Raw genomic sequence first — 14,352 nt, 5'->3', positions numbered from 1 at the left:
TCATAGACAATTATTGCCCCAATGCGAAAAAGTGAGGCCTACAAAGAGAGCCGTTAACCCCTCCAATACCTACTATGCTTGCCGGGTGCCTCAATGGAGGTAGTGGTTTCCCAAAGTAAATCTCTAAACTCAATGAACGGGAGTGGTCGGGAAAATAAATAGCCTTGCAGGATTTGACAGTTAAGGCTGCGCAAAGAATTTGCCTGCTCCTGAGTTTCAACCCCCTCAGCAACTAACTCAAGGTCGAGCGCTTGAGCAAGGTTAATAATGGCTTCGATAATGGCTATATCACTCTTATTAAAGAGCATTTCATGGACAAAACTTTTGTCGATCTTCAAAACATCAATTGGGAAGCGTTTGAGATAAGCTAAATTCGAGTATCCTGTACCAAAGTCGTCAATAGCAATACGTATGCCCCGTTCGCGCAAGGAAGAAAGGATATGCTGAGTATGACTAATATCCTTTGCCAGCACTCCCTCTGTAATTTCTAACTCAAGAAACTCAGGTCTTAGCCCCGACTCAAGCAACGTGTTGTTGACCATCTGCAAAAAGGATTCATGAAGAAACTGAACGGTTGAAATATTCACACTGACGACGAGTTGTCTGCCTTCTTTAATTAGTTCCTGGGTATCATGGCAGGCCTTTTGCAGCACAAATTTACCGATGGGTATAATTAGCCCAGTCTCCTCGGCCAGAGGAATAAAATCCATAGGCGAAATTAAACAGCCATTTGCATCGCGCCACCGTACCAGCGCCTCCATCCCTACTATTGAGGCACTTTTGCTATCAACTTTAGGCTGGTAAAACACCTCAAAAATGCCATCCTCAAGCGCGCTGCGCATTTGCTGTTCAAGAAAATGTCGATGGCGAATGCTACTGTCAATGTCAGATGAGAAGAAACGAAAGCGATTACGTCCTTCGAGTTTTGCTTGGTGCATAGCAGCACCAGCATGGCGGTAAAGCGATTCAACGTTTTCACTATCATCGGGGAATAAACTGATCCCGATGCTAGCGCAAAGGTCGTAACGATACCCTTCAAGAGAGAATGGTACTGCAATTTCAGCCAATATCCTGTTAGCAAAGCTTGCTACAACCTCAAAGCTACTCACATCCAACAGGAGGATAGTGAACTCATCACCTCCTTGTCGGCTGACGGTATCTAGTGCCCGCGATGCATTTAACAAGCGCGTAGCGGTTTCTCTTAGTATTGCATCGCCAATTGAGTGTCCTAATGAATCATTGATACCTTTGAAATTATCTAGATCTAATAACAACATTGCTACGCGACAGTGATTACGACGCGCAATGTTCAAGGCTTGTTCTGAGCGCTCCTGAAGTAAAATTCGATTTGGTAAGCCTGTCAGCGCATCATGGTGGGTTAGTCTCTTTGCCTCACTTCGTAATGCCAGGTGTGCTTTTATATGCGCTCTTGCCACAGGAAAATTTAGTGGTTTACGGATAAAGCCAATGCCCCCATATTCCAGCGCACGCAACTCATTGCCCGTTTCGGCATGCGAGGTAACAAAAATGACAGCTGCATTGCATAAATCAGGGTCGGTTTTCAATGCTTTGCAAACCGCAAAACCATCCATCCCGTGCATTTCAATGTCCAAAAGCACAAGGTCTGGTTTGGCCTCTTTTGCCATAGCCAGACCCGAAAAGCCATCGCTGGCTATATAAACGTCACCTAGATCTCGTACTAGCTCTCCTAGGGCAAGCGCGTCAGAGGCTTGATCTTCCACAATAAGAATGACCGAAGGTAAGTTAAATTTTTTACTCAGCATCTAACAGTCCCTGTCGTTGTATTTTTTTGCAGCATAGTGCATGTCTACTAGCTTTAGCGTTGAATTGGATGGTATAGAAATGTTGGATAGCAATAGTTTGCGCCTCCGCCACAATGTAACCTTCCGTAAGTGCGAGGATGTTGACGCTAGGCCCAGTCTTTCAGGCTAATTATATTGAATCACTTTGCGTAATTAAGATACTCGAAATAATGTGATGTCGTTGGACACTAGTCCCCCATCTCCTTATCATTCCTTTTTATTTTTCAAGGATGTCACTCGTTATGCGCCCAGGTGTTTTGTGGCTGATGGCTGGTTTATCACTTTTGTTCTCAGGCTGTGCCCTACAGCCGCCAGAATCAAATGAACCACCGCCATTAAGCGAAGCGTCGTTTAATTCGCGAATACTCGAACTGCAAGACACGCTAACGCAGCAATGCGGTGCTAACGCACAGCATCAAGACCAGCAGCTCAGCCAGCAAAAGACTCTGACAGCCGACGTTCGTGAGGTTGGAAGTCTTGTGCGTCTGTTACGCAGCGATATACAAGAGCTTGAGGCTCGCGGCGAAGAGCCGATTGTTATTCGCGAAGAGTGTAATATTGATGAGTCTCTTGAAACCAAGGCCACGCTGGGCCGTAACGAATGGGTCGGTTTACCCAGTATCGGTACCTATTTAAAAGCCCGCGTCGATTCTGGTGCCAACACGTCATCCTTGTCAGCCTCTGAGATTACCCGGTTCGAGCGTGACGGCGAAGATTGGGTACGCTTCAAGCTGGCCCTCAATGACGATGACGTTGTTGTGGAATCACTGCGTGATGAGTGGATTGAAGCGCCTGTCGAGCGTCGTGTACGTATAGTGCAAGCTTCCGGCGAAGCATCGCGCCCAGTGATTTCCTTATTGATGACGCTTGGCCCCATCCGCGAAAACGTTCAGTTTACCCTAAACGATCGCACCCATTTGGATTATCCGATACTGCTGGGTCGTCGTTTCCTGATGGATATTGCGATCATTGATGTGGCGCAAAACTATATTCATGAGCGCCCGGAATTTCCTGGTGGCGAACCCGCTGAACAAGCCGCTGAAGACGAAGCGGTTGATCAAGACGATACCGAAGAGTAACCGCGCTCCCCCGCCGCTTTTCGCTAAAAGGAATTTTCATGTCCCGGCTTCCGTTTTATATCATTGTAGGTTTACTTCTGGTGGCAGGTATTGCCACCAGTGTGCATAGGCATCTTCAGTTTGAAATTCCTTGGGTACCAGGCGAACAGCGTCAGGTGTGGGAAATTGAGGCAGTGATTAACTTCAATGCTCAAAATGGCCCGGTACAGGTTGATCTAGCGCTACCCTCTCACCAGACAGGCTTTCGGGTGCTTACCGAAAATACCGCCTCTTCTGGCTATGGCTTAGCATATCAGGCGGATGAGCTAGGTCGTCAGGCACAATGGACCATTCGGGACGCGGCGGGTAGTCAGCAGCTTTACTACTCCGTACAAATGTTAGTTTCACCTGATGCACGTCCTCCCATACAAACACCGCCGGGGCTAACGTCGTCAACGCCTTGGGAAAGCCCTTATGACTCTGCAGCTAGCCAGCTAATTGATAGAGCATGGGCACGTAGCGCTAATAACGCCACGTTTGCACGTGAGCTTATTCTTGATATAAACGGCGAGCGTCAGGGTGAAAATGCTCGACTCCTGCTTACCCAAGAAGCTCCCTCAACGCTAATAGTGCGACTGCTCAATCAAGCGGGTGTGCAAGCCCGTGAAGTCAGTGGCCTACTGCTTGAAGATGGCCGCCGCCGGCAAGCCTTGAGCAGCTGGATCCAGGTCTTTGATGAACCTGCTAATCAATGGGCGCTCTTCAATCCTGTCACTGGAGAGCAGGGTCAGCCTGAAAACTTGCTGCTGTGGGAAACGGGTGGCCGCGCGGTACTGGAAGTTGAAGGCGGCACTAACTCGCGGGTGATGTTCTCCATGCTTACGCACTATCAACCGGCCTCAGCGGCAGTGCGTAACCACTACTCTGACGATACGCTGGTGAATTTCTCAATTCACAGCCTACCGCTTGAAGAGCAGGCGCTCTTCCAAACTATTCTACTAATACCGATTGGTGCGCTGGTGGTAGTGCTCTTGCGCGTATTGGTGGGTATCAAAACATCGGGCACGTTTATGCCGGTGCTTATTGCCCTCGCCTTTATTCAAACAACGCTGCTTACCGGCCTGATCGGCTTTCTGCTTATCGTTGCAGTTGGTTTAGTTATACGTAACTATTTATCTTATCTAAACCTTCTATTGGTGGCCAGGGTCTCGGCAGTCATCATAACGGTTATCGCCATTATCTCTATTTTTACCGTATTGGCGTATCGCATGGGTCTAAGTGCCGGGCTTACGGTTACCTTTTTCCCCATGATCATCCTGGCCTGGACTATTGAACGGATGTCGATTCTCTGGGAAGAAGAAGGTCCCAAACAGGTACTCATCCAAGGGGGCGGCAGCTTATTAACCGCTGTACTCGCCTACTTGGCTATGAACAATCCCTGGGTGCGCCACATCACCTTTAATTTCCTGGGTGTTCAACTGATTTTAATGGCGCTTATTCTGCTGCTGGGTAACTACACCGGCTACCGCTTGCTGGAACTACGCCGCTTTAAGCCGATCACCGACGATGAGAAGCCATCATGAGTTGGCTGCAGAATTGGACGTGGCCAACGCGGTTGCGGGATAAGGGTATCATCGGGATGAACCGGCGTAATATTCGTTACATCGGCCGCTATAATTCACGCCGCCTTTATCCGCTGGTCGATGACAAACTGAAAACCAAGCTGTTAGCACAGCAGTATGGCATTACTACGCCTGAACTGATTGGCACCGTTGGCACGCAGTTTGGCGTCAAACATATTGGCGATATGCTCACTGGCCATAACGGGTTTGTGATCAAGCCTGCCAAAGGCAGTGGCGGCAAAGGCATTCTGGTTATCGAAAAAGTCGTCGATAATCAGTTTGTGAAGCCCAGTGGTGCGCAACAGACCCTTGAAGACGTGGAGCGCCATGTTTCCAACATCCTATCAGGGCTATATTCGCTGGGCGGCTCACCCGATGTGGCGATTATCGAAACGCTGATTAATTTCGAAGAAAGTCTGATGGCCTATACCTACGAAGGCGTGCCGGATATCCGGGTTATCGTATTCAAAGGCTATCCCGTCATGGCAATGATGCGGCTATCTACTGCCGCCTCCGATGGTAAAGCCAACCTGCACCAGGGCGCCGTAGGAGTGGGTTTGAATATCGCCACCGGCGAAGCCCTGCGTGGTGTTCAGTTTGACCGCCCCTGCTTTAGCCACCCCGATACAGGTCATGACTTGGCAAGCCTGGTGGTTCCCCAGTGGGACACCTTGTTAAACCTGGCAGCAGGCTGTTATGAAATGACCGGCCTGGGCTACTTGGGCACGGATATGGTTTTGGATCGGCAACATGGACCCATGCTGCTTGAGTTAAATGCGCGCCCTGGCCTTGCGATTCAAATGACCAATGGCGAAGGTTTGCGCCGTCGGCTTGACCTGATTGAACGTCAGCCTGAAGGAGTCGCCGTTGAAGAGCGTGTGGCGTTTGCCCAGCATCACTTTGCCCGTAAAAGTGAGCTGGTAGAAACCTCTGACACAACTCTATCAAGCGCGTAGACTAGAGTGATGACGTTTAATGAGTGCTCCAATGACTGAAGCGAATACGCTACTTCAACAAGCGGAATCACAGTGCCATAGCCGCGGCGTTCGGTTTACCCCGATTCGTCGCCGTGTGCTTGAGCTGATTGCTAATAATGGTGGCGGCTTGAAAGCCTACGACCTGCTGGATCAGCTCTCAACTGAGCATGCGGCCGCTCGCCCCCCTACGGTCTATCGCGCGCTTGAATTTTTGATCGACCAGGGGCTGGTGCACCGCATTGAGTCACAAAATTCTTACGTGGCATGTGCCTGCCCTGAGCATATTCACGGCTTCCAGCTGCTGATTTGCCGTAATTGTGGTTATGTTGAAGAGCTGCATTTAGATGAAGTAAGCGACCAGCTAGCAGTGTTTGCTAACCGACAAGGCTTTAGTGTTGAGCGGCAAACAATTGAGTTGCAGGGCCTTTGCCAAAACTGCCGAGCCAAAAGTGAATAATCTTTATGTCCCGTTTTGATCAACAGCCGACCGATAAGCTATTTAAGGCACTTGAGTCGGCTTCTCCGCAAGATGAGCTGCCTGCCACCGCCACGTTACTTGATGCCGTGCGTTTCAATGCTGATGGATTGCTACCCGCCATCGCCCAGCAGCATGATACGCAAGAAGTGTTAATGATGGCCTGGATGAACCGCGAAGCGCTGGAAGAAACGCTTAATACCCACCGGGTGTGCTACTACTCGCGTTCACGTAAAAAGCTCTGGCGCAAAGGTGAGTCATCAGGACAGCAACAGCATTTAAAATCAGCCGCTCTTGATTGCGATGGCGATACGCTTTTACTGCAGGTAGAACAAACCGGCCCTGCCTGCCATACCGGTCGGCGAAGCTGCTTTTATCTCTCGCTAACGCATGAACACGCCACCATTAATAGCGAGCCGCTTATCAATCCTGATGAGCTTTACGGTAAACAGTAGTGATTTACTGGGCGCGGGCGGCAGGCAGGATCTTACGTCAGTTGATCATTAGCTTAATGGTGGGCGCTGTGCGCACCTATCAGTATGTTATCAGCCCACTGCTTGGCCCGCGCTGCAGGTTTTGGCCCAGCTGCTCATCCTACACTATTGAAGCTATCCAGGTTCATGGCCCGCTTAAGGGCGGATGGATGGCGATCAAGCGAATTATCAAATGCCACCCCGGCAATCCCGGCGGCATGGACCCGGTCCCCGGCGGACGCAGTGAACAGCTATGCAAAGAGGATGACGAGCAGTCACCGCCCTCCTCTTGCTGTAACCACCACCCTCGCCTCTGAGCGTTCCAATTATCCTTGCTGGGCAACCAGGTAAATACGTTCAAGCATGGCATGCAGGCCATTGCTGCGTGTCGGTGACAAATGCTTGTCCAGCCCCAAATCCGTTAGAAAATGCGGCTCCGTTGTGCGTATTTCAGCCGCGGTACGCCCGCTATAAATACGCAGTAGTACCGCAATAAGCCCAGACACAATGGCCGCATCCGAGGTAGCGTTAAAAATTAGCTGATCGCCTTGAACATCATGGCGCATCCATACGTTTGACTGGCAGCCCTGTATCTTGAATTCTTCTGTTTTACACTCCTCTGGAAAATCAGGGAGCTGCTTGCCCATATCGATAATGTATTGATAACGGTCCATCCAGTTATCAAACATTTCAAAATCTTCGATTAGCTCCTGCTGGGCCTGCTCGGCGCCGGAAGTGCTCATACGCGTTCCTTTTTACATTCGATTTAAAAACGTCGCATCATTATACGGGTTCAACGCACCTTGCGTGGATAGCTTTGCTTTTGAAATTAGCTTTATGGCGTAAGCCGATGGCGCTGCTGTTCCTGGTGCCACTCATTATCTTCGGTGTGCAGATAGCGCGACGTAGTATCCAGGCGTGCATGGCGAGCGCTTTCGGCCAGGTGGCGCAAACTGATTCCGGCCTGTGCCTGATGGGTAATTGAGGTGTGGCGCAACCAGTGCGGCGTTGCCTTGCGCAGCGCCGCCACATAAGCAGGCGAGCCATCCTCCATTTCAAGCGCATTGGCCGCCTCCGTAAACGTATCTCGAATTAGCCGATATAGCTGATTATGGCCAATACTGCGCCGCCCATCCAATGCCCGAACGGCAGGCGTTTCATCCAGATGCGCTGGCTTATCCTCAAGCCCTAATGCCTGCCGCCAATCAGCCAAACATATCTGCATATCATCGGGTAAAGGAACACGCGCTAACTTACTCCCCTTACCTACTACGGACCACCACCAGCGCCCTTCTGCTTGATAAAAATCGCCCATTCGCGCATCCGCTATTTCGCTGATGCGAGGTGCCAGCAAATAAGCAAAGCCAAAAATAAACCGGCGTCTGGCCTGCTCGTACTCAGCACGCTTTCCACTATTAGCAGGAGTTAAAGGCCTATTAAGCCATTGCCACAGCCATTCCCACAGGTCGCGCTCAAGATAGCGCTCAATACGCGACGACTGATTGTTTAAGCGACGGGATTTGTCGCGCATTAGCCGAAATGGGTTGTGATTTACCCACCCAGCTTCCACCAGCCAGCTGAATAGCCCCTGCAAAATAATCAAGCTCTGCCGCCGACTGGCTGGCGATAACGGCCCCCGAAATGGCCGCCAGTCTGGGTGGTAACGAGGCTTTGAAGGCCCTACCCACTGATTGGCTGGCTGTGGATCTGCTAGAAACGCTTCGAATTGGCGCAGAGCTTCACGGTTCATGGCGGTTAGCGGTTGCTGCTGGTTGCCTAGCCAAAGCAGTAGCCGTTCGGCTTCACGGCGGTAACTTTTCCACGTTTGCGGACTGTCTTGATACTCGGCGAGCCATGCCGCAACGGCTTGAGCATCGTCAGTGGCGTCTATCCGCGCCGATGCGATGGGCTGCCCTGCCCCATTTTGCGCTGGAAAAGCCTCATTTTGCTCAATAATTACGCCTAATTGCGTCATAACCGGGTCTTTTCCTTAATCAGCAGCGCTAATGAGCACTATGCCGTTTTAAATTCCATGTGTTTGTTTTTCTAGGGTTATAAGTATGGCGATATGATTCATTAAATTCAAGATAATAAGAGTAATCTTGAATTTATTCATGTATTGATAAATATTATTACGTATTACATATAACGTAATTATTGTGTTTGTAAGCAATTACGCAGAAAATAGCGTTATTCAGTAATCTATTCAGGAAGGCAAAGAGCATGGCGCGCAGTGGCATTCAGTACAGTGATGTTCAGCAGGCAATTGATACGCTCTTAACCCGCGGTGATACGCCAAGCGTGCAAAGAATCCGCGAGGTATTAGGAACAGGAAGCTTTACTACGATTAGTGAACACTTCCGCCATTGGCGCACCGAGCGTGAGCAGAACAGGGATATTCCGCCGCCTAAAGGCGTTCCTGAAGTTGTGGTCAACGTGGCCAGTGAGCTATGGCGTGAAGCGCAGGATGTCGCCAACCAAGCGCTGGCCCACTATCGAGAGGAGGCAAACCGTCAGGTAGAAGAAGCCCAGCAAGCGGCTATCGATGCCGCCCACTTGGCCGCCAATGCAGAGCAGCGTGAGAGCGCCCTGGCCGACCATCTCCGCCATACAGAGCAGCGCCTGGAAGCACTTAACCGCGAATTTGCCGCGAGCCAGGCAAATGAACAGCATTTGCTTCAAGCCGCTAATGAGGCACGGGCAGAAAGCCAGCAGCTGAAAAAAGCCCACGAAGCACTGCAGCAACACAATGCGACGCTTACTCAGCAGCATGTCGCTGAGTTAAAAGATCAGCAGAGCGCCTGGAAAAAACGCTTGGCTCAAGAAGAACAGCGCAATGAAAACGCCGAGGGAAGGTTAATGACAATGCTGGACGAAGCTCGTCAAGAGCGCGCCCAGGAAGAAAAATCTTCGCAGAAACGGCTGCATCAGAAACAGCAGCGTATTGAGGCGTTAACCGAGGAGCTAAAGCTTAATCGCAACGATCTACTCGAACAGCAGACTCAGGCAACCAAATACGCCCAGCAATCAAAAGAGCTTGAGCAGCACATTACGACACTGGAAGAGCGCCTTGCGTCACTAAGCCAGCAATTGACAGACGCCCAGGCCAGCAGCAAGCAGCAAGCAGAACAGGCAAATATTGAGCGCAAATGGCAGAGCGAAATGGCTCAGCAGATGGCCGCGCTACAGCAACAGCTTTCTGAACTACCTGCGTCTATAAACGTCAGAGAAAAGCAGCCCAAAGGCGATAAGTAAATTACTTAAAACCTAACGGCCAACCAGAACATTTAAGGCATTTGCGTTGAATTCTAATTTACGCCTTGAGACATTACCTAGGCTATTTATAGAGAAGGCATTATGTCTAGATCCACTTATCAATGGCCCGTCACTTTTAGAGCCACTCAGTGCTTTATCGCTCTACGCGACAAGTGATGACTGGCCGGAGCATCACCATGCTGATAAAAATTGCCAAGCCCAGTGACTTGCACGAATCGGAGGTTACTCCTGAGTCGATCTATCTATCGCGCAGACGCTTTATGGGTGGGCTTGCGGGCCTCGGCGCCGGTTTGGCGTTAGCAGGCAATGCCACGGCCCAGGAACAGCCTTCTGACTATGCCGATGTTCCTGAAGGGGATGCTCCTGAGTGGTTCAAGGCCAAACGTGATGCGGCCGAATGGCAAGCTATCGTGCCTAGCGACCCCAGCCAGGACAAAATGGCGCCCTTTGCTGATGCCAGCGGCTATAACAATTTTTTCGAGTTTGGTACCGGCAAGAGCGACCCTGCCCGAAAAGCGGGATCACTGGTCACCCAGCCCTGGAGCGTGGTGATTGATGGTGAAGTCAATAACGCAGGACGCTTCGCCCTTGAAGATATCGCCAAGCCCTCCCAATTTGAAGAACGTATTTACCGGCTACGCTGCGTGGAAGCTTGGTCGATGGTCATTCCCTGGCTGGGCATCTCGCTGGCCGACGTTATACAGCGCGCAGAACCAACCTCAAAGGCCAAGTACGTACGCTTTGAAACGCTGGTGGATCCTGAGCAGATGCCGGGTCAGCGTTCCTCTTTTGGCCTTATCGACTGGCCCTATGTGGAGGGTCTACGCCTTGATGAGGCGATGCACCCGCTTAGTTTTCTCGCCATGGGTATGTACGGACGAGAGCTTCCCAATCAAAACGGTGCACCGCTGCGCCTGGTAGTGCCTTGGAAGTATGGTTTTAAAAGCATCAAGTCGATTGTGCGCATTTCGCTTGTTGAGGAGGAGCCGCTTAATTCGTGGCAGCAAATCGCGGCCAATGAATATGGTTTCTATGCCAACGTGAATCCAGAAGTCGATCATCCCCGCTGGAGCCAGGCAACCGAGCGCCGCTTACCTAACAGCCTGTTCAATACCAATATCATCGATACGCGCATGTTCAATGGTTATGGCGATGAAGTAGCCAGCTTATACGCTGACATGGATCTTCGGACCCACTACTAATGCCTATGCCGACTTATTTTATTACGCTATGGCGAATAGGCGTTTTCATTGGCGCCTTGGTGCCTTTGGGCTGGTGGTGCTTGCAGGTTGCCAACAATATGGCGGGCCCAGAACCTGGGCGCTATTTGCTGTTAAATATAGGCCAAGCCGCCTTATGGCTACTGCTGCTTACCTTGACACTTACGCCACTGGCCAAGCTGACACGCTGGAAAGGCTTTAGCGTTATCCGTCGTCAGTTGGGCCTTTGGACGCTCGCCTACGCTTTTTTACACCAGGTGTGCTATGTGCTGTTTATTCTGGGGCTTAACTGGGCCCAGCTAGGCAGTGAAATCATTAAACGACCGTACATCATCGTGGGCATGCTAGCGCTGTTAGGCTTAGCCGCCCTTGGCGCCACGTCCAACCGCTGGGCTATGCGCAAACTGGGCAAGCGCTGGAAAACGCTGCATAAGCTTATCTACGTTATATTAGCGCTAGTGCTGCTGCACTTCTTATGGATAGTACGTGCCGATATGCAGGAGTGGTTTTTATACGCCATGGCAGGCGCGCTATTAATGTGCCTGCGGATTCCCGCCATATCACGCATGCTGCCCAAGGTACGCCAACGGCTGAAGCACTCCGCATAATTAATCTGTGTCGCTAATCTGCTTAAGTAAAAAGGCCACCGCTTGGGTGGCCTTTGTGTAGTTAGCTTAAGTGCATGTTTACATGCTTTAGGTTTTCTCTTGATAGCCTTCATCATCGGTTACTTCCCATGAGCCCTCTTCTGTCCAGGGGTCGTTTTCCGGGAACTCCTCAATGTTGATCTCCGGCTCTTCGTAATTGGGTTGATAGCGTAAATCATACTGCGCCGCTCGCACCATGGAGATCATCAAGAGTAGCGCAATCAGCAACAGCGGCACCCCGCTCACAATACTCGCCGTCTGCAGGGTTTCAAGGCCGCCCAAAAAGAGTAGCGACATGGGCAACAGTGAAAGCGTGAATGCCCAGAACAGGCGATGCCAACGTGCCGGCTCCTTATCCAGATTCTTTTCCGCGGCGGATGACAGGATGTAAGCAATGGAGTCAAATGTTGTTGCGGTGAAGATAGCAAGTAAAATCACGACAGCTAAGGTTACCAACCAGGAAAGCGGCAGTTCAGCGAGAACCGCATAGAAGGCCACGTTTGCTGACTGATCGTTCATCAACTGAATAACATCCAGCGTGCCTGATAGCTGCAGATAAAGGCCATAGTTGCCCAGAATGATAAAAAACAGCGCGCAACCTAAGGAGCCAAAGAAAATCGAGCCCGCTACCATGGTCTTGATCCGCCGCCCCTTTGAAATACGCGCAATAAAAAGACCCACGGTGGGCGCAAACACCAGCCACCACGCCCAGTAAAAAATCGTCCATGCCTGCGGAAAACCGGTTTCTTCAAAACCATCAAAGTTGCCAAACGGCTCTGTCCAGGTCGCCATCTGAATCAGGTTGCTGAGCATTAATCCAATCGAGTTAAGGCCCGTGTCCAGAATAAATACGGTAGGGCCTACCGTCAGCACAAACAGCAGTACCGCCAGGCCGAGCCACATGTTGATATCGGAGAGCATCTCAATGCCCCCTTTCAAGCCCCGCCAGGCACTGATGGCAAATAGCGCAGTAGTACCCACCAATACCCCGATCTGACTGACTGGGTTAGGGGTGAAGCCAAACAGGTTGCCTAACCCCTGGTTAATCAGCGGTACCAAAATGCCTAATGAGGTCGCTCCACCGCCCAGCATGCCAAAGATAAACAGGATATCGATAATGTTACCCAGCCAACTACGCGCGAGCTTCTCACCCAAAACCGGCCGGATCGCTTCACTGATACGCAGTACCTTGTGCTTACGCACATGGAGGAAGTAGGCCATAGGCAGTGCCGGCACAAGATAAATAGACCAAGCGATAGGCCCCCAGTGGAACATGCCATAGGTAGCCGCCCATGCCGTCGCTTCCTCGGAGAAGGGCTCAACATGAAACGGTGGGTTCTGCAGATAATACATCCACTCGACCATGCCCCAGAAAACCACTGCGCCCCCAATCCCTGCCGCGAACAGCATGGCGCCCCATGAAAATAGCGAGAATTCAGGCTCAGCGTCGACATCGCCGAGCTTGATCTGGCCAATATCACTAAACACGATGTAAATCATGAATCCCAGTGACGCGATGCCCATCGTTTGGTAAAGCATGCCGAGGTTTTGAGTGACAAACCCTTGCGCAGCCATTACCCACACGCGGCCCATTTCAGGAAAGATAATTAATGGCAGCGTGACGATTAGCAGCAGGCCTAGTGAGCCAAAAAAGATAGGCTTATGGATATTTGAAAATGCGCACTGAATATTAATGGTGGTGTCTCCTTGGGGATAGCCGCTTGCCGGGCACCCACCACCGGCATTGAGCCTTACGCTCAATCGACGTCCATGTATAAGGTTTGCTCAATCTTTATTGGATAATTACATGCTTTTATAAAGCGTGCTAGAAACGCTTTCAACGCAGTAGGTACTGTTGAAAGGCACCTAAATAAAATAAAAAAACCCAGCCGAAAGGCTGGGTTTTGAGGCTATGGCAACATCGTTTAGCGGTAATAAGCGTTGGTGGTATCAGTGTGGTCAGTAACATCACGGATTCCGGCAAGCTCTGGAATACGCTCCATCAAAGTTTTTTCAACGCCATCCTTCAAGGTTAAGTCTACTGCCGCGCAACCTTGACAGCCGCCGCCAAAGGCTAAAATGGCCATTTTCTGTTCAGTCAGCTCAATCAGTTTGATTTCGCCGCCATGAGAAGCAAGCCCTGGATTGATTTCGCTGTACAGCACGTAGTTGATACGGTCTTCCAAGGGGCTATCGGCATTCACCTTGGGCATCTTGGCATTGGGTGCCTTGATGGTCAGCTGCCCACCCATGCGATCGGCGTTAAAATCAACGACGGCTTCTTCTAAAAACGCTAAGCTGTTTTTATCCAGAAAAACATTGATCTTTTCAAGCTCAAGCTTAACATCGGCGGGTTCTTCTTCACCGGGACGGCAGTATGCCAAGCAGGTTTCTGCATAAGGCGTGCCGGGCTGGGTAATAAAGATACGCACGGCGATGCCCTCAACGTTTTGCTTTTCAAGCAATTCCGCAAGGTACTCCTGGGCGCTGTCGGTAATGTCGATACCGGGTGCTTCGATAGTCGTGGTCATGAGGCTATTTCCCTCCCGTGAACTGTGGCAATACCACTTCACATGTCATTTTCACGCTATGGTAAGCAAAACGGCGCGCCGACACAATCCCGACTGTTTTAGTAGGCTATTTAAGCTAAGGCCAGCAAAGGAAACTTCATAGACTGCATTCATAGCTGCCGTGTCTGGCGGCCTTTGGTATCATATTGGCCTGTTTCGTTATCGATACGATAAAACCAACGCCAAATTCGATTAAGACGCTGGAGAATTC

General features: G+C 50.6%; 14 protein-coding genes. 9 read left to right on the top strand and 5 right to left on the bottom strand.

Going from position 1 to position 14,352, the window contains the following annotated elements; genetic code table 11:
• Positions 1-53: 53 nt before the first annotated feature.
• Positions 54-1,784, bottom strand: a complete 1,731-nt coding sequence (locus ACT3XD_RS04150) for a putative bifunctional diguanylate cyclase/phosphodiesterase (RefSeq protein WP_192539016.1) — start codon at positions 1,782-1,784, stop codon at positions 54-56.
• Positions 1,785-2,065: 281 nt separating this feature from the next.
• Between ACT3XD_RS04150 and ACT3XD_RS04145 the strand changes: the two genes are divergently transcribed.
• Genes ACT3XD_RS04145 through yidD form a run of 6 tightly spaced genes read left to right on the top strand, consistent with a single transcriptional unit; the run spans position 2,066 to position 6,745 of the window.
• Positions 2,066-2,902 (top strand): ATP-dependent zinc protease family protein, encoded by an 837-nt coding sequence (locus ACT3XD_RS04145; protein WP_192539017.1) that lies wholly within the window; start codon positions 2,066-2,068, stop codon positions 2,900-2,902.
• A gap of 38 nt (positions 2,903-2,940) precedes the next feature.
• The gene (locus ACT3XD_RS04140) at positions 2,941-4,464 is read left to right on the top strand and encodes an inactive transglutaminase family protein (protein WP_192539018.1); all 1,524 of its coding nucleotides are present in this window, start codon (positions 2,941-2,943) and stop codon (positions 4,462-4,464) included.
• Positions 4,461-5,459, top strand: a complete 999-nt coding sequence (locus tag ACT3XD_RS04135; protein ID WP_192539019.1) for an alpha-L-glutamate ligase-like protein — start codon at positions 4,461-4,463, stop codon at positions 5,457-5,459. The genes ACT3XD_RS04140 and ACT3XD_RS04135 overlap by 4 nt, the downstream gene beginning before the upstream one ends.
• 31 nt (positions 5,460-5,490) lie before the next feature.
• The gene (locus ACT3XD_RS04130) at positions 5,491-5,937 is read left to right on the top strand and encodes a transcriptional repressor (protein ID WP_192539020.1); all 447 of its coding nucleotides are present in this window, start codon (positions 5,491-5,493) and stop codon (positions 5,935-5,937) included.
• Positions 5,938-5,942: 5 nt separating this feature from the next.
• The gene (gene hisI / locus ACT3XD_RS04125) at positions 5,943-6,410 is read left to right on the top strand and encodes a phosphoribosyl-AMP cyclohydrolase (RefSeq protein ID WP_192539021.1); all 468 of its coding nucleotides are present in this window, start codon (positions 5,943-5,945) and stop codon (positions 6,408-6,410) included.
• 56 nt (positions 6,411-6,466) lie between these two features.
• On the top strand, positions 6,467-6,745 hold the full coding sequence (gene yidD / locus ACT3XD_RS04120; RefSeq protein WP_225736252.1) for a membrane protein insertion efficiency factor YidD: 279 nt from the start codon (positions 6,467-6,469) through the stop codon (positions 6,743-6,745).
• A gap of 9 nt (positions 6,746-6,754) precedes the next feature.
• Here the strand turns inward: yidD and ACT3XD_RS04115 are convergent, their stop codons facing one another.
• Both ACT3XD_RS04115 and ACT3XD_RS04110 read right to left on the bottom strand, forming a co-directional pair.
• Complete coding sequence (locus tag ACT3XD_RS04115) at positions 6,755-7,171, bottom strand: SufE family protein (protein ID WP_192539023.1); 417 nt, start codon at positions 7,169-7,171, stop codon at positions 6,755-6,757.
• A 92-nt stretch (positions 7,172-7,263) separates the two neighbouring features.
• Positions 7,264-8,403 carry a tyrosine-type recombinase/integrase gene (locus ACT3XD_RS04110; protein WP_192539024.1) on the bottom strand — a complete coding sequence of 380 codons (1,140 nt, stop codon included), beginning with the start codon at positions 8,401-8,403 and terminating at the stop codon, positions 7,264-7,266.
• A gap of 248 nt (positions 8,404-8,651) precedes the next feature.
• On the opposite strand from ACT3XD_RS04110, the gene ACT3XD_RS04105 reads away from it, so the two are divergent.
• From ACT3XD_RS04105 to msrQ, 3 genes are all read left to right on the top strand, one after another.
• Positions 8,652-9,683, top strand: a complete 1,032-nt coding sequence (locus tag ACT3XD_RS04105) for a DNA-binding protein (protein WP_192539025.1) — start codon at positions 8,652-8,654, stop codon at positions 9,681-9,683.
• A gap of 197 nt (positions 9,684-9,880) precedes the next feature.
• A complete protein-coding gene (gene msrP, locus ACT3XD_RS04100) occupies positions 9,881-10,906 on the top strand; it encodes a protein-methionine-sulfoxide reductase catalytic subunit MsrP (protein ID WP_192539026.1) in 1,026 nt (341 codons plus the stop codon).
• On the top strand, positions 10,906-11,532 hold the full coding sequence (msrQ, locus tag ACT3XD_RS04095; RefSeq protein WP_192539027.1) for a protein-methionine-sulfoxide reductase heme-binding subunit MsrQ: 627 nt from the start codon (positions 10,906-10,908) through the stop codon (positions 11,530-11,532). The genes msrP and msrQ overlap by 1 nt, the downstream gene beginning before the upstream one ends.
• A gap of 87 nt (positions 11,533-11,619) precedes the next feature.
• Here msrQ and ACT3XD_RS04090 read toward each other — a convergent pair whose 3' ends face one another.
• Both ACT3XD_RS04090 and nfuA read right to left on the bottom strand, forming a co-directional pair.
• On the bottom strand, positions 11,620-13,332 hold the full coding sequence (locus ACT3XD_RS04090; RefSeq protein WP_192539028.1) for a BCCT family transporter: 1,713 nt from the start codon (positions 13,330-13,332) through the stop codon (positions 11,620-11,622).
• A 164-nt stretch (positions 13,333-13,496) separates the two neighbouring features.
• Positions 13,497-14,102: a Fe-S biogenesis protein NfuA gene (gene nfuA / locus ACT3XD_RS04085; RefSeq protein WP_018916145.1), complete on the bottom strand. Its 606-nt coding sequence runs from the start codon at positions 14,100-14,102 to the stop codon at positions 13,497-13,499.
• Positions 14,103-14,352 lie beyond the last annotated feature (250 nt).

The organism is Halomonas sp. AOP7-B1-5 (assembly GCF_052353045.1).
In the GTDB taxonomy this organism is placed as follows: domain Bacteria; phylum Pseudomonadota; class Gammaproteobacteria; order Pseudomonadales; family Halomonadaceae; genus Vreelandella; species Vreelandella colorata.
Note: the sequence above shows the minus strand (reverse complement) of the source record. Positions and strands in the feature narration are given on the sequence as shown.